Below are 20747 nucleotides of genomic sequence, written 5' to 3'. Positions count from 1 at the left end.
TGGACCGTGAGCACCGTCGCCACGACACACAAGGACCATCGATCCGCCGGTGTGATGGCACCGGGATTCGAACGTCCGGGGTCCGCGCGCTCACTATTGATCGCCTGGGTGGTCGCCATGGCCGTCATCAGTCTGGCGTTGGCTCTGCTCTGACCGGCCGCCCGCACCCGCGGCCGGGGTCAGTAGGCTCCGTCCCCCCTGGCGACCGCCCGTAGGGTGCGGGCGATTATCCGCAGGTCGAGCAGCATCGACCAGTTCTCCACATAACTGATATCGAGTTCGACCGATTCCTCCGGGGAGAGGTCGGACCGGCCGCTGACCTGCCACAGCCCGGTGATCCCGGGCCGCACCAGCAATCGCCGGCGCATCACGCCGTCATAGGAGTGGACCTCACGACGCACCTGTGGGCGTGGTCCGACAACACTCATATCGCGGAACAGCACATTGAAGAACTGCGGGAGTTCGTCGAGGCTGTACTTGCGCAGGAACCGGCCCACCGGCGTCACCCGCGGATCGTCCTTCAGTTTGAAGAACAGCGGATTGCCGCCGTTGGCGCTGATCAACGAGGCGGTTTCCCGGTCGGCTCGCACATACATACTGCGGAACTTGATCATCCGGAACGGTTTGCCGTCCATCCCGATCCGCTCCGAGAGATAGAAAACCGGCCCGGCGCTGGTGAATTTCACCGCGGCCGCCAAAGCCAGCAGGACCGGAGCGATGGCGGTGAGCACCAGGACCGAGAAGCAGAGATCGAATACGGCCTTACCGAACGACAGCGCCCGATCGTACTGGGGTCGTTCGATATGCAGCATCGGAATTCCGGCCAGTACCTGGCTCGACATCCGCGTACCGGAGATGTCCATGATCCCGGGCGCGACGATGAGTTCGGTGCCGAAGGCGTCCAGGTCCCAGGCGAGGCGACGGATATCGCGTGGACCGAGCCGGTCGGTGGCCATCACCACGACGGTGTCGGCGCCGGTGCGCCGCACCGCGCTGCGGACCGAGCGGTCGTTGCCGACGATCGGGACATCTCGGAGCCCCACCCGCAACGTGGTGGGTTCGGCGAGGGCGTCACCGGTGGGCGTGCAAGCGCCCACGACGTGATAGCCGTGCATATCCTGGTCGGAGAGGGCCGCCGCGATGGCTCGGGCGGCGTCCGGGCTACCGACGACGAGGACCGAGCGGCGGTAACGCCCGAGCGCCCGGTGCCGGGCCGCGTGCCCGCGCCACAGCGCCCGAGTCGTCACCAGGCCCAGTAGCCCCAGTGGCAGCGCGACCACCAGATGGGCGTGTGCGATATCGGCGCGCAGGATCAGCGAGACGATCGCGACCGTGCCGAACAACTGAAGGGTCGCCGAGATCAGCCGACGGTATTCGGCGTTTCCCGAGCCGACGGTATGCGGCGAGCGGGACCCGTTCCAGCTCAGCAGGATCGACCATCCGAGCACGATGCCGAGGGTGAGCGCGGTGGTTCGCGGCTCGAGTTCCCAGCCCAGGGGATGCTCGGCGACGATGCTGAACAGTTGCGCGCACAGGGCGGCCCCGGTGACCACGGCGACATCGGTCCGGGCGATCCGACGCATATATCCGGCCCGCCAGGAGTCCCGGTCACCGGGATTCGGCAGGTGCAGATCGACAACGCCTTCGACCGCACGGAGATCCAGAACCATGAAACGTACCCGCTTGAACTTCGAACGTCCGTGCCCTCGACTGCCGTTCGCGACAGCAGATCACACGCTTTTTCCAGGAAGACCTGCCTCGTAAATACGAATACCGACCGATCTTGTTGCAGAAGTATTGCCCCCAATGCCGCCGCGCACAAGTGCAGGAATGGGAGCATCGGCCCGGGACTGTGGCAAACGGGCGTCGAATACGGCGGAATCACCCTTTTCGGTTGGCCGACATCGTCATACGGGGGTCGTTCGTTACGGGGTTTGCTGAACATATGCCATAGGTCACTTCTGTGCAATAGTCTTCCCGGACCGTGTCGCAGATGCGCCGGATAGGTGCTATTTTTCGGTCGATCGGCACAGAGAAGTTACTTCTCGGGGCTGCGGGGCGCCGCCGATGTACGTGACCGTTCGAGTGGAGCCCGAGTGCATTGTCGTTTGTGTGAGTCGTCCCGGCTGACCAGTGTGGTCGACCTGGGGTCGACACCTCCTTGTGAGAGTTTCCTCTCCGAGAAACAGCTAAACCTGCCGGAATCCACCTATCCGCTGCACCTCCGGGTGTGCGCGGACTGTCTACTCCTGCAGATACCGGCGCTCATCACCCCGGAGGAGACGTTCACCGAATACGCCTACTTCTCCTCGTACTCCGACAGCTGGGTCGAGCACGCACGAGAGTTCACCGGCACGGCCGTCGCCCGGCTGGGGCTGGGCCCGGAATCGTTCGTCGTGGAGGTCGCCAGCAACGACGGCTATCTGCTGCGCAATGTGGTGGCAGCCGGAATCCCCTGCCTCGGTATCGAACCCTCGGCGAACGTCGGGGCGGCCGCCCGGGCGGCCGGGGTGCCGACGCTGACCGAATTCCTCACCGAGGAATCGGCACGACAGGTGCGCGCCGAACACGGTGCCGCGGATCTGGTGGTGGCGAACAATGTCTACGCCCACATCCCCGACCTGCGCGGTTTCACCCGCGCCCTGCGAACCCTGGTCGCCGAGGACGGATGGATCTCGATCGAGGTGCACTATGCGCGCGACCTCGTGCGGCACGGTCAGTTCGACACGATCTATCACGAGCATTTCCAGTACTACACACTCGCCTCCGCACAGCGGGCACTGGCCACGGCCGGCCTGGCGGTCGCGGATGTGGAAACGCTGCCGACCCACGGCGGATCGCTGCGTATCTGGGCACGCCCCGAGGCTGTCGCCGAGCCCACCGCGCGGGTAGCGGAGCTGCTGGTGGCCGAAGCGGACGCGGGCCTGCACTCGGTGACCGGCTACCGCTCGCTGCGCGACCGGGCCGAGCGGGTACGTCAGGATCTGCTGCGCTTCCTGCTCGACCAGAAGGCGGCCGGGCGGCGGGTGGTCGGATACGGGGCACCGGGTAAGGGCAATACGCTCCTGAACTATTGCGGTATCCGCCCCGACCTACTCGAGTACACGGTCGACCGCAACCCCTACAAGCACGGCCGTTACACCCCGGGTACTCGGATACCGATCCATCCGCCGGAGCGGATCGACGCGGACCGGCCGGATTTCGTCGTGGTGCTGCCGTGGAATCTGGAGACCGAACTCACCGCGCAACTGGGCCATATCCAGGAATGGGGTGGCCGGCTGGTGTTCCCGCTGCCCACCGTCCGGGTGGTCGCGCCTCGTCCGGTGGAGGTAGCCGCGCGATGAAGGTCGTGTTGTTCTGCGGTGGCTACGGAATGCGGATGCGCAGTGGGGACAGCGACAGTCCGCCCAAGCCGATGCAGATGGTGGGCCCGCGTCCGCTGATCTGGCATGTGATGCGCTACTACGCGCATTTCGGGCATACCGAATTCATTCTCTGCCTCGGCTACGGTGCCCACCACATCAAGAATTTCTTCCTGAACTACCAGGAGACGATGTCCAACGATTTCGTCATCCGCAACGGCCGGGTCGAATTACTGCACTCCGATATCGCCGACTGGACGATCACCTTCGTCGATACCGGCCTGGAATCGGCCATCGGGGAAAGGCTGCGGCGAGTGCGCCCTCACCTCCAGGGCGACGATATGTTTCTGGCCAACTATTCCGATGTGCTCACCGATGCCCCGCTCGACCGGATGATCGACCGGTTCACCGCCTCGGGCGCCGCGGCGTCCATGATGATCGTGCCGCCGCAGTCGTCGTTCCACTGTGTGGACGTGCTGCCCAGTGGTGAGGTCAAGCAGATCACCGCGGTCGGCAAACTCCCGATCTGGGAGAACGGCGGCTATTTCGTACTCACCCAGGAGATCTTCGACCACCTGCCGGAAGGCGGCGACCTGGTCGAGGACAGCTGCGGGGCGTTGGCCGCGCTCGGCCGGCTCTACGGATATCAGCACGACGGGTTCTGGAAACCCGCCGACACATTCAAGGAACGTGCCGAGCTCGACGCCGGATATCACCGGGGCGACCGCCCGTGGATGGTCTGGGAGCGGGCCGCTTCGTGATCACTCTCGCTCCCGCGCGGCTCACCGAAGTCGCGTTGCTCGGCGCGCACTGCGACGATATCGCCATCGGGATGGGCGCCACCCTGCTCACCCTGACCCGCGGCAATCCGGGACTTCGGGTGCGCGCGCTGGTGCTCTCCGGCGGCGGCACCGCGCGTGCCGCAGAGGAGAGCGCCGCGCTCGAACAGTTCTGCGCGGGCGCCGAACTGGAACTGACCGTGCTGGACGTACCGGACGGGCGCGCTCCGGCACACTGGGATCGGGTCAAGAACGCCCTCGCCGGATTCCGGCGCGGCACCGAGCCCGATATCGTCTTCGCCCCGCAGCGCGGCGATGCCCACCAGGACCACCGGCTGCTGGCCGAACTCACGACCACCGAGTTCCGTGATCATCTGGTGCTCGGCTACGAGATCCTCAAATGGGAGACCGATACGCCCCGCCCGGCGGTGCTGCATCCGGTGACACCGGAAATCGCGGCGGAGAAGGCCCGGCTGCTTGCCGAATGCTATCCCTCGCAATCCCCGCGCGACTGGTTCGACGACGAGGCGTTCCTGGGCTTGGCCCGTATCCGGGGCGTGCAGTGCCATACCGGATACGCCGAGGGATTCGAACTGACCAAAGCCGTGCTCGATCTGGGAGGTGTGTAGCGGTGCGGGTTCTCGTCACCGGTCATCAGGGATATCTCGGCACCGTCATGGTTCCGGTGCTGCGGGCCCGGGGCCATGAGGTCGTCGGCCTGGACACCGGATGGTTCGCCGACTGTGTCCTGGGCGCCACACCACAGGACCCGGCCGGCCTGGCCGTGGACCTGCGGGACGTGACGATCGACCAGCTCGCCGGATTCGATGCCGTAGTACACCTCGCGGCGCTGTCCAACGATCCGCTGGGGGCTTTGATCCCCGAGGTCACCCACGACATCAACCATCACGCTTCGGTACGACTGGCCCGGCTCGCCAAGGAATCCGGGACGCGCCGCTTTCTGTACGCCTCCACCTGCTCGGTCTACGGTGCGGCCGGTGACGGCCTGGTCGACGAGAACGCACCGCTGCGGCCGCTCACCCCGTACGCCGAGAGCAAGGTGCGGGTCGAGGACGACCTCGAGGCGATGGCGGACGCCGATTTCGCTCCGGTGTTCCTGCGCAACGCGACCGCGTTCGGATTCTCGCCGCGGCTGCGCGCCGATATCGTGCTCAACAATCTGGTCGGCCACGCCGTTCTCGACGGAGTGGTGAAGGTGCTGTCGGACGGCACGCCGTGGCGGCCGCTGGTGCACGCGGCCGATATCGCCGAAGCGTTCGCGGTATGCCTGGAAGCTCCGATCGACGCGATCCACTCCCGCGCTTACAACATCGGCACCGAGACCAACAACCGCACGGTCGCCGAGATCGCTCAGGCGGTAGCGGAGGCGGTACCCGGATCCGAAGTGCTGATCACCGGGGAATCCGGCGCCGATCCGCGGTCCTACCGGGTCGATTTCGGCGCGGCGCGACGTGAACTGGGTTTCGAGGCACGCTGGACCATCCCCGAGGGAGCCGCGCAGCTGTACGCCGAGTACACCGCCGGCGGACTGACCGCCGCGGACTTCACCGGACGCTTCGTACGGCTGGCGCGGCTTCGGCAGCTGGGTGATTCGGGCGCAGTCGACGCCACGCTGCGGCGGGTCAGGGCCGGTGCGTGAGATGTGTTTCCAGCAGAGCCCGCCAGCTGCCCGCGGCCCGATCGCGCGCGGAGACCAGCGTGGCCTCCTGCGGCCAGTTCAGGGCCAGGTCGGGATCGTCGTAGGCGACGGCGAGATCCTCGGCCGGATCGTGCGGCCGGTCGATGCGGTAGCAGACGTCGGCGGTGTCGGTGAGCGCCTGGAAACCGTGCAGGAAGCCCGCGGGAACGTAGAGGTGGCGGAACTCGGCGTCGTCGAGCAGGAATGCCTGAGCACGCCCGAATGTGGGCGACCCGGGGCGGATATCGACGAGTATGTCGTGCACCGCGCCGTGCGCGCAGCGCACCAGTTTGGCCTCGCCGCGGCCACCGCGCCCGTGCATTCCCCGGACCACTCCGCGGGCCGACCGCGACTGCGAATCCTGCACGAACGTGGCGGCCGCACCCGGACCGAGACGGGCGTCGAAGATCTCGGCATCGAAGGTACGGGTGAACAGCCCGCGGTCGTCGCGGAAGGGTTCGGGCACCAGGATCAACACATCGGCGAGTTCCGCCTGTTCGATTCGCACCGGGTGATGGTGCCATGAGCGGGCCCGGGGCAGCGCACGGTGGACGCGCGACAGTGCTCGACGCGCCTACCGCCGACCCGCCGGGCTGCCGGACCTGCCGTTCCGATCGCCTGGTGACAGTGCTCGATCTGGGTGCGATGCCCGCTGCGGATCACTTCCCACCGGCCGATAGCGATCCGCGACCGGATGAGGCCGCGCATCCGCTGGCGATGGTGGTGTGCAGCGCCTGCGGGTTGGCGCAGCTCGCGCACGACGATACGGTGACCGCCGAACCGCGCGGGGTAGAGCCGCGCGCACTGCGCGAACAGGCCGCCGACGCGGTGCGCCGGGTATCGGATGCGGGACTGCTGCGCGGCCGTACCGTGCGCGAATTCGCCAGTCCGCACGGCGGCAGCTGGCTGGAACTGCTGGCCGGCCGCGGTTTCGCGGTCACCGAACGACCTGCGGACCTGGTGCTGGATTCGTTCGGTCTCATGCACGAACGCGATCAGGCGGCGGCCGTCGCCGGCCGGGTGGCGGCCACCGCACCCGGCGGTGTCCTCCTGCTGCAGTACCACCCGTTGCACACGATCGTCACACAGGGCCAGTGGAACGCGCTGCGGCACGGTCACTTCGCGTACTACTCGCTGCGCGTACTGCGCGACATGCTCGCGACCGCCGGAATGTCGGTGCTGACCGTATGGGACTTCGAACTGTACGGCGGCACGGTGCTGCTCGCGGCGGTGCACGGCGACGCCGCATCCGACGACGCGGTGCGGCGGGTTCTGGACCGGGAAGACGGGGCGGACGCGCTCGACGGGTTGCAGCGCGCGGCCGACCGCCACACCGCGAGCCTGCGAGCGACGCTGGAATCCGCGGCCGCGCGGGGCGAGCGCGTATACGCCTACGGGGCGGCCTCGCGGGCGGTGGCATTGTTCTGCCGCGCCGGCATCCGGCGCGAACTCCTGGCCGGTGTCGCCGACGCCGCACCGGCCAAACAGGGCCGGCGGATGCCCGGAACGGACGTACCGATCATCAGCCCGGCGCAGCTGCTGGCCGCCCGGCCGGATCGGGTGCTGCTGACGGTACCGGACCTGCTCGCCGAAGTGTCCGAACGCTTCCCGGAGCTGGCCGGACGCTGGTTCGTGGACGAATCCGACCAGACGCGGGGGCGGCCCATCCGGTAGCGCTCGCGAACCAACGCCGGGTGTGCGGACCACTGCTCCTTCGCACGCCGGCCGTTCCTCGAATTCCACTAGTTCCCGGCCCCTGCACACCTGCGGTCACCGGACAGCGAAATCGGTTCCCCTCGGATACGCCGAAATCCCCTCGGCGTATCTCTCCATATTCATCGAAAGGATCACCAGTGGTCAGCGTGTCGGTCTGTGTCCCGGCCTTCGAGGCAGAACGGACTCTCGAACAGACGCTGCGTTCGATTCTGAGCCAGGACATCGACTTCGAACTGGTGGTGCTCGACAATGCGAGCACCGACGCCACCGGTGAGATCGCCGCGTCCTTCGCCGACCCGCGGATACGGATCGAACGCAACGCCACCACGCTGGCCATCGGGGACAACTGGAACCGCGCGATCGCGCTGTCCACCGGAGATCTGGTGAAAGTAGTGTGCGCCGACGATATCCTGTTGCCCGGTTCGCTCGCGGCGCAGCTCGAGGTGATGCAGGATCCAGCGTTCGCGATCAGCTCCAGCCGATTCCAGGTAATCGACGAACAGGGTGAACTGGTGGAGACCGGACTCGGTCTGCCCGGTCTCGACGGAGTCCACACCTCCCGGGCGCTGGCCCGCACCATCGTGCGGCGGGGCCCGGCCGATTTCGGGCCCACCGCCGCCGCGATGTTCCGGCGCGAACACTTCGACCGAGTCGGTGGGTTACGCGGAGATCTGGTGTTCCCCATGGATGTCGATCTGTTCGCGCGGGTAGGACAGTTCGGGCTGTTCTTCGGGCTGACCGAGGTGGCGGCGGCATGGCGTGCCTCGTCGTTCAATCTGTGCGCGCGCACCTCGACAGTGAGCAAATTGAGCGAGACGCTCCGTTTCCACCACCGGCTGGCCAGGGACTGCCCGCTGCTGCTCTCACCGCTGGATGTGACCATCGGCGATCTGCGGCTGGCCCGCACGGCGCTGGAGCGACTGCGGATACGAACGGGGCAGTTCCTCGGCGACCGGATCGGATCGCGCCGATGACCGTGACAGCTCCGCCGCCGCGCGTACATATGACCGGCGCCGAGTGGTTCGGCGCCGCACCGGGTGGGCTGAACCGGTATTTCACCGATCTCTTCGGGGCACTGACCGCCCGTTCCGAGATCGAGGTGTCGGCCGCCGCGTTCGGCACGGCACCGGCCGGTGGGCTGTCGTGGGGGCCGGTCGGCGGCTCCACCTGGCGTCGGGCGCGCACCGCGTACCGCGACCGGTGGGCCGCGGCACCGGGCCGGGCGGCCGTACTGGACCGGCATTTCACGCTGTACGGACCGCCCGTGCGCGACAGCCGCGCCGGGCATCTGGTGGTGCATTTCCACGGGCCCTGGGCAGCGGAGAGCCGGGCGGCGGGCAGCAGTGCGCCGGCCGCCGGCGCGAAATACGCGCTGGAACGTCTACGGGCCCGGCCCGCCGACAAATTCGTGGTGCTGTCCACGCATTTCCGGGATCTGCTGGTGCACGACTACAAGGTGCGACCGGATGCGGTGACGGTGATCGCGCCGGGTGTCGATCTGGACCGTTTCCGCCCGGCTCCCGCACCCGAACCCACCGCGCCGGTGGTCCTGTGCGTGCGGCGCCTCGAACACCGGATGGGTATCGATGTCCTGTTGCGCGCGTGGCCCGCGGTGCGCGCCGCCCACCCCACGGCCCGGCTGATACTGGTCGGCACCGGAACAGCGGAATCCGGGCTGCGGGAACAGGCTCGCGATCTGGGTCCGAGTGTCACATTCACCGGCCGGGTCACCGATGCCGAACTCACCGGCTGGTACGCGCGAGCGGCGGTCACCGTGGTGCCGTCGGTCGCGCTCGAGGGTTTCGGACTGATCGCACTGGAATCGCTGGCGGCCGGCCGCGCCCCGGTCGTCACCGGTTGCGGTGGCCTGCCCGATTCGGTTCGCGACCTGGACCCGACGCTGATCGTGACTCCGGGCGACGCCGACGCACTAGCCACCCGGCTGGGCGACGCCCTCCACGGCGCGATACCCGGCCCGGACCGCTGCCGGGCCCATGCGGAGACCTTCTCCTGGGCCGCGGCCGCCGACCGGCATATCGCCCTGTACCGGGAGCTGACCGGATGATCCGCGCCGTATTCCTCACCCATACCGCCGCGCCCTCCGGTGCCGAACTCGCGACGCTGCGGCTACTGACCGAATTGCGCCGAGGTGGCGTAGTGGACCCCTCGGTACTGCTCACCGCGGCGGGACCGCTGGTGGATCGCCTGCGCGCCCGCCGGATTCCGGTCACCGTGTGCGGTAACGCTTTCGACAGCACCGCGCTGACCGTCGCCGGATCCGGGCCGCTGCGGTTGCTCACCGGAGCGACCGGCTTGATCCGGCTGGGTGCCCGGCTCGGCGCGATCGTGCGGTCGGACGGCGCCGATGTGGTGGTCGCGCAGAGCACGAAGGCACTGCTGATGGGTGCGGTGGCCGCACGCCGGGCCGGGGTGCCGCTGATCTGGCAGGTCCACGACCGGGTGAGCGGTGAATATTTCGGCCGGATTCTGGCCGTCGCGCTGCGGGTGCTCGGGTGGGTGACGGCGCACGGCGTCGTCGCCAACAGCCGGTCCACCCTGCGCACCCTCTACACCCGGGGCCGGGTCGCGGTGATCGCCTATCCGGGCGTCGAGCCCGTCGCGAACCCGTCCCGGGTGCCGCAGCGCGAACCCGGCGCGGTCCGGATCGCCATGGTCGGACGCCTCACCCCCTGGAAGGGTCAGGAAGTCCTGCTGCGCGCACTGTCCCTGCTGCGCCACCGGCCGGCCGCCGTCCACTTGGTGGGCGGCACTTTCTTCGGCGAGCAGGACTACCGTGCCGAGTTGGACCGCACCGTCGCCGAACTGGGGTTGCCGGTCGAATTCGTCGGGCATGTAGACGATCCCGGATGCTACTTCGCGCAGGCCGATATCGCGGTGCACTGCTCGGTGATCGCCGAACCCTTCGGTCAGGTCGTGGTGGAGGCCATGGCCGCCGGCTGCGCGGTCGTGGCGGCGGATGCCGGTGGGCCCACCGAGATCGTCCATCACGACATCGACGGCATTCTCGTCCCACCCGGTGACCCGGTCGCGCTCGCGGCCGCGCTGGACCGGCTCATCGCGGATCCGGCCCTGCGCACCCGGCTGAGCGCGGCCGCACGCGAGCGCAGCGCCGACTTCGGGATCGCGGCCACCGCGCAGGCGGTCACCGGGCTGCTCGAGCAGGTCACCGGACGGCGGGCGGTCCGCGCACGATGAATCCGCCCGACCAGCACACCATCCCGATCCGCATCGTCCACCGGCACTACCCGGTGTCGATGGACGGCCTGCGCGTCCCCGACTACGATCTGCCGACCGAGATCATCCCGGCTTTCGCCGACTGGCCGACCGAGAAACTCCCGGTCATCACGATTGTCCCGCCGGAGGATCCGGGCCCGCGGACCAAATCGGCACGGGTACGCGAACTCGCGACGGTACTGCGCGATATCGCCTACGTCAGCTTCGGGAAGTACGGCCAGTACCTGGTCACCGTGGCGACGCTGCCGCTGATCGCGCGCATGCTCGGCGCCGCGGGGATGGGTCTGCTGGCCATCGGGATGTCGGCGTACTTCCTCGGCTCGCTGATCGTGGACCTGGGAATCACCTCGTATCTGGCCGCGCGCGTCCAGGAATCGGGTACCGACCGGGACATGGTGAACCACACCCGGGGTACCTACCTGGCCATCCGGGGCGGCATTCTCGGAGTGCTCGCGGCAGCACTGGTGACGGCGGTGCCCGCGGGTGCGCCGGACTACCTGGGCATGGTCCTGCTGGGGTTGTTCGTCGGCGGCTTCTGGTCGATGTCGGAGGACTGGGTGCTGATCGGCCAGGGCCGGTTCGGCGCTTCCACCCTGTACCAGTCGATTGCCCGGGTCGGCTACCTCGTCCTGCTGCTCACGCTGCTGCCCCGGTTCCCGACCGCCGCGATGGCGATGCTGTGCCTGCTCGGTTCCTCGGTGATCAGCCTCGCGCTCACCTGGTGGGATACCTGGCGCGAGTTCGGCGCGCCCGGGCGGCCACGCGGAGCCTGGAAACTGATCCGCGCGGCGCTGCCGGTGGTGACGGGGCGTCTGCTGGTCACAAGTTACGGGCAGGGTGCGGCGGCCGTCTATGGCGCGGTACTCAACGCTGCCTCGCTCGGCCTGTACTCCGCCTCGGACCGATTGGTGCGCGCGGTGCAATCGCTGCTGGACCCGATCGGTTTCGCCCTGCTACCCCGGATGGCCAAACGCGGCGGCGACGAACGCTTCTGGCCCGATGCCCTGCGCGCGCTCGGTGTCTGCGTGGCGGCGGCGTGTGTCGCGACCGCGGCGCTGTGGGTGGCGGCGCCACTGGTGATCGGACTGGTGTTCGGCGACGAGTTCAGCGGCGCGGCCGGGGTCCTGCGCCTGGAAGCGCTGATCCTGCCGGCCACCACCGTGACCTCGTTCGTCACCACCGCGATCCTGCCGGTGCGTCAGGACACCGTCGGGGTACTGATCGGGTCGGCCACCGGCACGGTCGTGGCCGGATGCGCACTGCTGCTCACCCTGCGTACCCACTCGGTGTGGACGCTGGCGGCCGGGATCGTAGCCGCGGAATTCGCGGTGGCGATCTGGTATCTCGCGCGGATGCGCGCACTGATCGTGCGGGAACGCGCCGCGGGCAGCACCCTGCCCGCCGACGCGGAGAGAAGAGGGACGCGATGAAGATTCTGTTCGTCGGCGACGACTGGCTCGGCAGCAACGCCCGCTCGCTCGCCGAAGGGTTCCGCCGGCTCGGCCATGAGGTGATCGTGGTCGACTCCACACCGGTGACCCTGCCGCCGCGGCTGTCACCGTCGTGGTCGTATGCGAAAACCGGGGAGCGGCGGGCGCCGTGGACGGTGGACCGGGTGCACACCCGGCTGGAGCGGGCCGCCGCCGAACTACATCCGGACCTGGTGTTCGGCTTCAAATCGGTGTTCCTGGACCAGACCCGGCTGCTGGAGATCCCGGCCGCGATGCATGTGCACTACAGCCCCGACGACGTCTCGAATCCGGAGAACACCACCGCGGACTATCTGGCCCACGAATCCGAATGGGACATGGTGGTCACCACCAAACGACACAATCTGCCAGAATTCGCCGCTCGCGGAGTCTCCCGGACCCTGTTCGTGCGCAGCGCCTACGACCCGGCCTGGCATCATCCGGCTGCCCGGCGCGGAACCCGGCAGTTCCTGGTCGGTTTCATCGGCGCGTGCCGCCCCGACCGCCGGCCCGGCATCGTATCGCTGGCACGCACCTACGGATCACAACTGCTGGTGCGCGGACCCGGGTGGCGCCGGGTGCGGCAGCTGCAGACGACCCGCGCTGCCGTCGCGGGACCGGTGTACGGCGAGGACTTCGCGATCGCGGTCGCGTCGGTGACGGCGAATCTGGTGCTGCTCAACTCCGAGAACCGCGATACCCACACCTGTCGCACCTTCGAGGTACCGGCCTCGGGGGGGTTGTTCGTCGGTGAACGCACCGACGAACACGCCGAACTGCTCGACGACGGGACCGAGGCGTTCCTGTTCTCCAGCCGGGACGAACTCGACGAGATCCTGGAACGTTGCGCGTTGTATCCGGAACAGTCGGCGAAAACCGCCGAGGCCGGGTACCGGCGGATCATCGAGGGCGGGCACACCTACACCGACCGGGCGAAGGAGATCCTGCGTGCGCTGGATTGATTCGGGGCCCGCGGGACGGTGCCGATGCTGATCCCGGATCTGCTCACCTCGAACGGGCCGCTGCTGATCGTCGTCGCGGCGCTGACGACGATGGTGATCGCCGCGCTGCTCACCCACGGTGTCCTGCGGGTGCTGCTGATCGCGCAGGCGCTGTATTGGGCGATGTCCTATGTCGCGCGCCCGGTGGTCCTGCTGATCGTGCGCCCCGAACCGCGTTTCGGCGACAATGTCGCCGACCCGCGGCTGGCCGAAATCGGTTACGACGTGGGCATCGAGGCGGCCCTGCGCCCGGTGGCGTTCGGTCTCACCGTCTACGCGCTGATCGTCCTCGGCTTCGCACTGTGGACGCGGCGCCGGCCGCGGCCCGGGCGGGCTCCACTGGCCGGCGATCCGGATCTGATCGCCACCCTGTGGGTGCTGTACGCACTGGGTACTTTCGCGCGGCTGTTCAGCGTCGCCTCCGGCGCGGCCGGACAGGCCGGTGATGTGCAGAGTTCGTCGCCGGTCCTGAGTCTGCTCACCATGCCCGCGATTCTCGGCGCGGTCGGACTGATCGTCTTCGCGCGGCCGCCACGGCAATCCGCGACGATCGCCGTCCTGGGTGTGCTGATGATGGGTGAACTGTGGTGGACCACGGCCACCGAGTCGAAGACACCGATCCTCGGGGCCGCGCTGGCGGTGGCGGTACGGTTCGCGCTCACCGGCTGGACCCGTGCCAAAGTTCTCGGCATCGGGGCGGTATCGGTGACCGGTATCGCCGGCTTCGACACACTGCAATCCTTGAAGACCTCGCCGTATCTGCGCGCGGAGGCCGCCGCTGTCGACGGCGCCTACCCCGACGGAGTGCGTCCGTTCCTCAGTCTGCTCCGCCGGTTCGATCTGCTCGAGGCCGCGACCGACGCCTACTATGTGGGCCCGGAATCATGGCTGAGCCCCGGCGAGGTGGTGGGACATCTGACCCGCAGCATGGTGCCGACCCAATTGCTGGCGGAGGAGAAACTGCACGCCGGGACCGCCTGGGCGAGCGAGGTGCGCGGCGCCTCGGTCGATATGAGCCAGGTATCGGTATCGCTGGCGGAGGGCAATATCAGTGAGGGCTACGTGATCGGCGGCCTGCCGGGGGTCGTCGTCGGGGTAGCGTTCACCGCGGTCGTCCTGGTCGCATGGGCGCGGTCGCTGTATGCGCGCCATCTGGTACCGGTGCTGTTCGGTATCGCGTTGATCGAGGTCCCGGTGGTGTTCGAGCGCGGCATGCTCGGCAGCGCCGAAACACTCGGCAAATATCTGCAGGTCGTGGTCCTGGCGTGGCTGGTGCGGCTGGCAGTGGGGCACTGGCGGCGCGCACACGGACCGCCCGGACCGCCCGGCGAACCTGATGGAGAACTACCGACCGGCCCCGCCGCGGAACCGGTCGGCGCGAGCGTGGGAAGCGAAGGAAGACAATGATGGAACTGCCCGACTACCTGCGCCTGCTGCGCCGCTACTGGGCGGTGCTGCTGGCGGGTGTGGCGCTCGGTGTGGGTCTGGCGGCGTACCAGGTCGAATCGACGCCGACGACGTATACGGCCAACAGCACTCTGTACATATCGATGGCGACCGGTACCTCGGTCGCCGACTCCTACCAGGGAGGCCTGGCCGCCCAGCAGCGGGTGCGGTCCTATCTCGAGCTGATCACCAGCGATCATGTGGTGGACCGCGTCATCGGCCAACTCGGCCTGAATCTGGACCGCGAGGAACTCCGCGCCGCGATCACCGCCGACACCCCACCGGCGACCTCGCTGATCCGGGTATCGGTGACCGACGAGGACGCGGAGACCAGTCGGGTGCTCACCGACCAGGTGGTCGCCCAGTTCCGCGCGCTCGTCGACGAACTGGAGACCATCGAGGTCACCGCCGCCCCGGCCGCGCGGGTCGCGGTGGTCGACGCGGCGCAGGCCCCCGCCGAGGCCGGCGGGCCGGGCGGGTCCCGGTTGTACGCCGTCGGCGCGCTCGCGGGGCTGCTGCTCGGCGCGGTCGTCGCATATCTACTGGACCGGCTGAACAGGCGGGTGCGCGACGGTGCGGAACTCGCCGCGCTCGGACAGCCGGTACTGGGCACGGTCGCACTCGGCACCGACCGGGAACCGGCCGATCTGCGAGCGCTGCGGGCACGGCTGCCCGAGGCCGGGCGGCTGGTCGTCACCGTCTTGGACGGGCGATCCGAACCTGCCCTGGTACTCGGCGCCGCATCGATGCTGGGGGCCACCGGCGCCGAGGTTCTGGTGATCGATGCGAACACCTCCGGCCACGGTGTCTCCACGCTGCTGCCCGAATCACTGCTCCAACTGCCGGCGCCGAACGGTGAATGGCCGGTCCGCGACCCGAATCCGTCTCAGGAGCTGGTGACCGCCGCGTCCGGACGCACGTCGGCGGTGGTACGCGGAGAGATCTTCGATCCGCCGACGGTCAAGCTGGATCTGCGGACCGCACCGGCCGCTCCCCTCGACGATCTGCCCGCGGCCGCCCCTGCTGTCCCCGCCAAGACCGGTGCGCGCGCCGCGGACGGTTTGGCCGCCGTCCTGCGGGAGGATATCCACATCGACGAGGCCTTCGTACTGTGGCCGGAGCGATCTGTGGTCGTCCTGGCACTCGGCAAAGCCGATGACCGCACCCAGGATCTGCTGGCCTCCACTCGATTCGAGACGCTCCTGAGCGACGTCGCGAAACGATTCGATCGCGTGGTCGTCGATATCGCGCCCGCGGACGCCGCCGCCGTGGCTCCCGGGGCGACCGGCACCGCCGGAGTGGTCCGGCTGGGTAGCGCGCGCCGCGACCGAATCGAGTCGGCACTCACCGGTTTGACCGCGGCCGGCGCGAAAGTATCGGGCGTGGTGGCGGTAACGCCCCGGCGGACCTGGTGGCGGCGGTCGTGAGCGAAGCACATCGGGCGAAGCCGGCCGACCGGCGCCGGATCCAACGGCGTGATCTGCTCGCGGCCGGACTCGGCGCGGCCGGGATCGGCGCCGTCACCGTGCCGTTGGCCGCATCGGGTCCACCACCCGCGCCGATCGTGATGGCGACCGGGACCGCGTCGCCGACCGTCCGCGATATCCGCGCCTTCGGCGCCGTCGGCGACGGAAAGGCCGACGATACGGAGGCGTTGGCCGCCGCGTGCCGCACCGACGGCACGCCACCGGTCGTCTACCTGCCGGCGGGCGAGTACCGGATCACCGCCTGGCCCGATCTCCCGGACCATTCCGTCGTGTACGGCGACGGCGCGGATGTCACCACGGTGTTCTGCGATCGCGACACCACCCTGGTCGATCTGGAGGGCAAACAGCGGATCCGCTTCGCGCGGTTGGGTTTCTACCTGTCGGGGCCGAACGCCACAGCGGTACGGCTCGCGGAATGCTTCCGCTGCAGTTTCGACACCGTCCTGATCCGAGGTAACCACCTCGCCGACAACTGGCCCCGCTACGCCGGCCAGAAAGGCGTGGTGCTGGAGGCGAATACCGGCGGAACCTCGTTCATCGACTGCGATATCAACAACTTCGGCGTCGGACTGGCCACCTCGTGCATCCAGAACTACGTCACGTCGTCGAAGTTCTCCGGTAATCGGATCGGCGTCCTGGGCACCGGAAATGATCACAACGCCGGGTTGGCCCTCACCAACAGCGAATTCGTCTCCGACAACGATCCGGCGACCACCGACCGTCATCTCTTCATCGACGGCGCGGCCAACAACTGGTGGCTCACCAACATCTGGTTCGAGGGCGCCGATATCGCCGTACAGGTGGGGGCTGCCGGTCAGGGCGGACCCTCCCAGTTCGGCATGGTGAACTGCAAGGTCGCGGCCCGTTCCTGCGATATCGACCTGATCTACTGCCGCCAGCCGTATCTGGCGAATATCGCCTTCGACGCCGACCCCGGCGGCAGCCCCGCCGAACTGCGGATCGACGAGGCGGGCTGCCCGGAGGGGATCGCCGTCAATCTGATCTCCGGCGCGGGCAGCGAGATCGGCCCCCGGGTGTTTCCCAGCAATTGGCAGGTCCTCGGCCGCGGTCAGACCCACCGGCCGACGTTCACCGGGCCGGTCACCGCCCGCGCCGACGGCGGGGAGGAGATCCTACGGGCCGTCGCACCCGACGGTGCCGGACTGGCTTCGGTGCTGGCCAGCGGGGCGTGGGTGTCCGACCACGCCGATGCCGGTGTCGTACTGCGGGATCCGGAGGGCGGGTACTGGCGACTCGTCGTCTCCCCCGACGGCGCGCTGCGCACCGCGCCGCTGGGCCGGGACCGCCCGGATCGGTGAGATGACCGCGAATCCTCCCGGCGCGCGCCGGCGGCCGTGGCGTGTGGCGGCCGCCGCGCTCGTCCTGATCGTTCTCGCGGCCATGGCCGGGTGGCCGGTGTTCGTCCGGCCACAACTGGACCCGTTGCGGCCGGCGGACGCCGTCGTGGTGCTCGGCGGAACCCCGTACGAGCGGTTCGATATCGGGCTCGAACTGACCCGGCGGCACTGGGCGCCGGAGCTGTTGATCTCCGCGTCGACCGGTCTGGACGACCCGCGGATGGACCGCTACTGCCACACCCCGTACCCGTTCCGGGTGACGTGTTTCGAACCCCGCCCGTGGACCACCCGCGGTGAGGCCCAGGAGATACGCCGGTTGGCCGCCGCCAAGGGCTGGCGGCACATCATCGTCGTCACCTTCACCCCGCATGTCTCCCGAGCCCGCTACATCGTCGACCGTTGCTTCGATGGCGAAATCACCATGGTGGCCAGTCCGAGCCGAACAGATCCGGGGTTCCAGGCATGGATGTATGTGCGGCAGTCCGCTGGATATCTGAAGGCCTTCACCGAGTCCGGCTGCTGAGCCACGAAGGAGCGAGTGTGATCACCGATTTCGGCCGCAGCGACCGCGCCCAGGCGCGGTTGCACGAACTGGTGCCCGGCGGCGCGCACACCTACGCCCGTGGATCCGACCAGTACCCCGAGCATATGGCCCCGGTCCTGGTGCGCGGCCACGGCTGTCGCGTGACCGATTGCGACGGTAACGAATTCGTCGAATACGGCATGGGTCTGCGATCGGTCACTCTCGGGCACGGCTACCGACCGGTCGTCGACGCGGTCGCCGCGACCATCGCCGACGGGGTGAGCTTCTCCAGGCCCACCGTGACCGAACTCGCCGCCGCCGAGGACTTCCTGGACCTGGTGCCGGGCGCGGAGATGGTGAAATTCGCGAAGAACGGCTCCGACGCCACCACCGCCGCCGTGCGCCTGGCCCGCGCGGTGACCGGCCGGATCACCGTGGCCGTCTGCGCGCAGCCCTTCTTCTCCGTCGACGACTGGTTCATCGGGACGACCGCGATGTCTGCCGGTATCCCCCAGCAGCCGACCGTGTCCTTCCCCTACGGCGACCTTCCGGCTCTGGAACAACTGCTGGCAGGCCGGGAGATCGCCTGCGTGGTCATGGAGGCGGCGACCGCGCTGCACGAACCGCCGCCCGGCTATCTGATCGGAGTGCGCGAACTGTGTGACCGCCACGGGACCCTGCTGGTCTTCGACGAGATGATCACCGGATTCCGATGGGCGGCCGGGGGCGCACAGCAGGTGTACGGCGTGGTGCCCGATCTCTCGTGCTGGGGTAAGGCGATGGGCAACGGTTTCCCTATCGCCGCGCTGGCCGGGCGCCGCGAATACCTCGAACTGGGTGGGTTGCGGACCGACGATGCCCGGGTGTTCCTGCTGTCCACCACCCACGGCCCGGAAACCGGCGCGCTGGCCGCCTTCCGGGCCGTGGTGCACGCCTACGCGACTACCGATCCGGTGGCGTGGATGGAACACGCCGGTCGCCGGTTGCGGGCCGGGATCGAGGAGATCACCGCCGAGCTCGGTATCGCAGGCCACCTCCGCATCGCCGGCCGTCCCTCGTGCTTGCTGTTCCTGACACTGGACCAGCACGGCCGACCGTCCCAGGAGTTCCGCACCTTGTTCCTCCAAGAACTATTGCGCCGCGGGGTTCTCGGACAATCGTTCGTCACCTCGGCAGCCCATACCGACCGCGATATCGACCACACCGTCGAGGCCTGCCGTGGTGCCGCGGCGGTCTACCGGCGGGCCCTCGAGCAGGGCACCGTCGCGGGCCTGCTCGACGGGCGACCCGTCGCTCCCGCCCTGCGCACCCACGCGGCCCCCCGCCGCCTCGAGGAGGTTCTACCGTGAGCACGCACCCCGGTGATCCCGAATACCGGACCGACGATGCACCGTGGGAGACCGGCACACCGGCCGATCCACGCAGCGCGTCGAACGAAGCGGTGCGACCGCGTGTGGCAATCGTGCACGAACGGTTCACCGAATACGGCGGATCGGAAGCGGTTGTGGGAGAACTCGCCCGCACCTGGCCGCAAGCGCGGGTGTTCGCACCGATCGTCGATCCGGCTGCCGCACCGGCGATCGCTCATCCACCCTGGGACACCGTCTCCGGCACCTGGCTCTCCCGCGCCTACGCGGCGACCGGCCGGCGTTCGCACGCACCGCTGCTGCCGCTGGTCCCCCGCGCTCTGCGCCGCCTGCCGCTGCGCGGCGGTTTCGACGCGGTGGTGGTCAGCCATCACGCCTTCGCGACCCAGGCTGTCTTCGCCACCGACGCACCGGTGATCGCGTATGTGCACAGTCCCGCCCGCTGGGCCTGGGATCCCGCTTTCCGCGCCCAGGAGGCGAACAGCATCGCCGGACGTGCGGCCCTGACCGCCCTCGGCGGTCTGGCTCGCCGCACCGAGACCGCGGCGGCACCGCGCCTCACGGCGGTGGTCGCGAATTCGCGCGCGGTGGCCGACCGGGTCCGGGACTGGTGGGGGCTGCCCGCCACGGTCGTCAATCCTCCGGTGCGCCTGGATCGCTTCGCCACGGACCCGACGGTGCCGCGCGAGGATTTCCTCCTGTTCGCCGGCCGCCTGGTCCCCTACAAGCGCCCCGATCTGGCCATCCGCGCCGCACAGCGAGCCGGGCTGCGCCTGGTGGTGGTCGGCGACGGCCGGTACCGGCGCCGGCTCGAAGCTCTCGCGGGTCCGGAGACCACGTTCCTGGGCGCCGCGCCCGACGAGGTGCTGGTCGATATGTACCGCCGCTGCCGCGCCCTGCTCATGCCCGGGGTAGAGGATTTCGGGATCGTGCCGGTGGAGGCGATGGCCTGCGGAACGCCCGTCCTGGCTGTAGGTGCGGGCGGCTCCTTGGACACCGTGGTGCCCGGTCTCAGCGGCGCCCATATCGCGGCCGATACCGATGAGTCGGTGGTCGACGGTTTCGCGGCCGCCCTCCGTGACCCCTCCACCACCGATCTCGATCCTCTCCGAATCCGCGCGCACGCGGAATCATTCGGTCCCGAGATGTTCCGAGCCCGCATGGCCGAGACGGTGGCACGAGTGCTCGCGAAGGCCCCCCTCTCCCCTCTGTAGATCATTCGACCCTACTTCGTGCGCTGTTCACACCGGATCGAGCAAATAGTTGTCTGATGCGCATATCTATG

19 protein-coding genes are annotated in these 20747 nt (G+C 68.8%); 17 read left to right on the top strand and 2 right to left on the bottom strand.

Annotated elements, in window-relative coordinates; translation table 11 throughout:
- Window positions 1-6: 6 nt before the first annotated feature.
- Window positions 7-153 carry a hypothetical protein gene (locus OG405_RS09400; protein WP_327151231.1) on the top strand — a complete coding sequence of 49 codons (147 nt, stop codon included), beginning with the start codon at window positions 7-9 and terminating at the stop codon, window positions 151-153.
- Window positions 154-179: 26 nt separating this feature from the next.
- Here the strand turns inward: OG405_RS09400 and OG405_RS09395 are convergent, their stop codons facing one another.
- Window positions 180-1670: a sugar transferase gene (locus OG405_RS09395; RefSeq protein ID WP_327151230.1), complete on the bottom strand. Its 1491-nt coding sequence runs from the start codon at window positions 1668-1670 to the stop codon at window positions 180-182.
- A 426-nt stretch (window positions 1671-2096) separates the two neighbouring features.
- Between OG405_RS09395 and OG405_RS09390 the strand changes: the two genes are divergently transcribed.
- Genes OG405_RS09390 through OG405_RS09375 form a run of 4 tightly spaced genes read left to right on the top strand, consistent with a single transcriptional unit; the run spans window position 2097 to window position 5801 of the window.
- Complete coding sequence (locus OG405_RS09390; protein ID WP_327151229.1) at window positions 2097-3344, top strand: class I SAM-dependent methyltransferase; 1248 nt, start codon at window positions 2097-2099, stop codon at window positions 3342-3344.
- Entirely contained in the window at window positions 3341-4123 is a 783-nt protein-coding gene (locus tag OG405_RS09385) for a glucose-1-phosphate cytidylyltransferase (RefSeq protein ID WP_327151228.1), read from the top strand. Before OG405_RS09390 ends, OG405_RS09385 begins: the two co-directional genes overlap by 4 nt.
- Entirely contained in the window at window positions 4120-4770 is a 651-nt protein-coding gene (locus tag OG405_RS09380) for a PIG-L deacetylase family protein (protein WP_327151227.1), read from the top strand. The genes OG405_RS09385 and OG405_RS09380 overlap by 4 nt, the downstream gene beginning before the upstream one ends.
- 2 nt (window positions 4771-4772) lie before the next feature.
- Window positions 4773-5801, top strand: a complete 1029-nt coding sequence (locus OG405_RS09375; RefSeq protein ID WP_327151226.1) for an NAD-dependent epimerase/dehydratase family protein — start codon at window positions 4773-4775, stop codon at window positions 5799-5801.
- Here OG405_RS09375 and rfbC read toward each other — a convergent pair.
- Window positions 5785-6348: a dTDP-4-dehydrorhamnose 3,5-epimerase gene (gene rfbC, locus OG405_RS09370; protein WP_327151225.1), complete on the bottom strand. Its 564-nt coding sequence runs from the start codon at window positions 6346-6348 to the stop codon at window positions 5785-5787. The genes OG405_RS09375 and rfbC overlap by 17 nt on opposite strands.
- 137 nt (window positions 6349-6485) lie before the next feature.
- On the opposite strand from rfbC, the gene OG405_RS09365 reads away from it, so the two are divergent.
- The 12 genes from OG405_RS09365 (at window position 6486) to OG405_RS09310 (ending at window position 20676) form a co-directional block, all read left to right on the top strand.
- The gene (locus OG405_RS09365) at window positions 6486-7514 is read left to right on the top strand and encodes a transferase (RefSeq protein ID WP_327152286.1); all 1029 of its coding nucleotides are present in this window, start codon (window positions 6486-6488) and stop codon (window positions 7512-7514) included.
- Window positions 7515-7693: 179 nt separating this feature from the next.
- Complete coding sequence (locus OG405_RS09360) at window positions 7694-8530, top strand: glycosyltransferase family 2 protein (RefSeq protein ID WP_327151224.1); 837 nt, start codon at window positions 7694-7696, stop codon at window positions 8528-8530.
- Between the two features lie 29 nt (window positions 8531-8559).
- Complete coding sequence (locus tag OG405_RS09355) at window positions 8560-9621, top strand: glycosyltransferase family 4 protein (RefSeq protein WP_327152285.1); 1062 nt, start codon at window positions 8560-8562, stop codon at window positions 9619-9621.
- Complete coding sequence (locus tag OG405_RS09350) at window positions 9618-10772, top strand: glycosyltransferase family 4 protein (RefSeq protein WP_327151223.1); 1155 nt, start codon at window positions 9618-9620, stop codon at window positions 10770-10772. The genes OG405_RS09355 and OG405_RS09350 overlap by 4 nt, the downstream gene beginning before the upstream one ends.
- Entirely contained in the window at window positions 10769-12241 is a 1473-nt protein-coding gene (locus OG405_RS09345) for a lipopolysaccharide biosynthesis protein (RefSeq protein ID WP_327151222.1), read from the top strand. Before OG405_RS09350 ends, OG405_RS09345 begins: the two co-directional genes overlap by 4 nt.
- Window positions 12238-13242: a CgeB family protein gene (locus tag OG405_RS09340; protein WP_327151221.1), complete on the top strand. Its 1005-nt coding sequence runs from the start codon at window positions 12238-12240 to the stop codon at window positions 13240-13242. The genes OG405_RS09345 and OG405_RS09340 overlap by 4 nt, the downstream gene beginning before the upstream one ends.
- A gap of 24 nt (window positions 13243-13266) precedes the next feature.
- Window positions 13267-14688: a hypothetical protein gene (locus OG405_RS09335; protein WP_327151220.1), complete on the top strand. Its 1422-nt coding sequence runs from the start codon at window positions 13267-13269 to the stop codon at window positions 14686-14688.
- Window positions 14685-16154 (top strand): protein tyrosine kinase, encoded by a 1470-nt coding sequence (locus OG405_RS09330; RefSeq protein WP_327151219.1) that lies wholly within the window; start codon window positions 14685-14687, stop codon window positions 16152-16154. The genes OG405_RS09335 and OG405_RS09330 overlap by 4 nt, the downstream gene beginning before the upstream one ends.
- Window positions 16151-17533 carry a glycosyl hydrolase family 28-related protein gene (locus tag OG405_RS09325; RefSeq protein WP_327151218.1) on the top strand — a complete coding sequence of 461 codons (1383 nt, stop codon included), beginning with the start codon at window positions 16151-16153 and terminating at the stop codon, window positions 17531-17533. Before OG405_RS09330 ends, OG405_RS09325 begins: the two co-directional genes overlap by 4 nt.
- Before the next feature lies 1 nt (window position 17534).
- Window positions 17535-18095: a YdcF family protein gene (locus OG405_RS09320; RefSeq protein WP_442790684.1), complete on the top strand. Its 561-nt coding sequence runs from the start codon at window positions 17535-17537 to the stop codon at window positions 18093-18095.
- A 20-nt stretch (window positions 18096-18115) separates the two neighbouring features.
- Window positions 18116-19444: a glutamate-1-semialdehyde 2,1-aminomutase gene (locus tag OG405_RS09315; protein WP_327152283.1), complete on the top strand. Its 1329-nt coding sequence runs from the start codon at window positions 18116-18118 to the stop codon at window positions 19442-19444.
- Between the two features lie 92 nt (window positions 19445-19536).
- Window positions 19537-20676, top strand: a complete 1140-nt coding sequence (locus OG405_RS09310; RefSeq protein WP_327152282.1) for a glycosyltransferase — start codon at window positions 19537-19539, stop codon at window positions 20674-20676.
- Window positions 20677-20747: the final 71 nt, after the last annotated feature.

The organism is Nocardia sp. NBC_01329, from assembly GCF_035956715.1.
Classification (GTDB): domain Bacteria; phylum Actinomycetota; class Actinomycetes; order Mycobacteriales; family Mycobacteriaceae; genus Nocardia.
The sequence above is the reverse complement of the archived record's forward strand: the minus strand, read 5'-3'. Positions and strand labels throughout refer to the sequence as shown.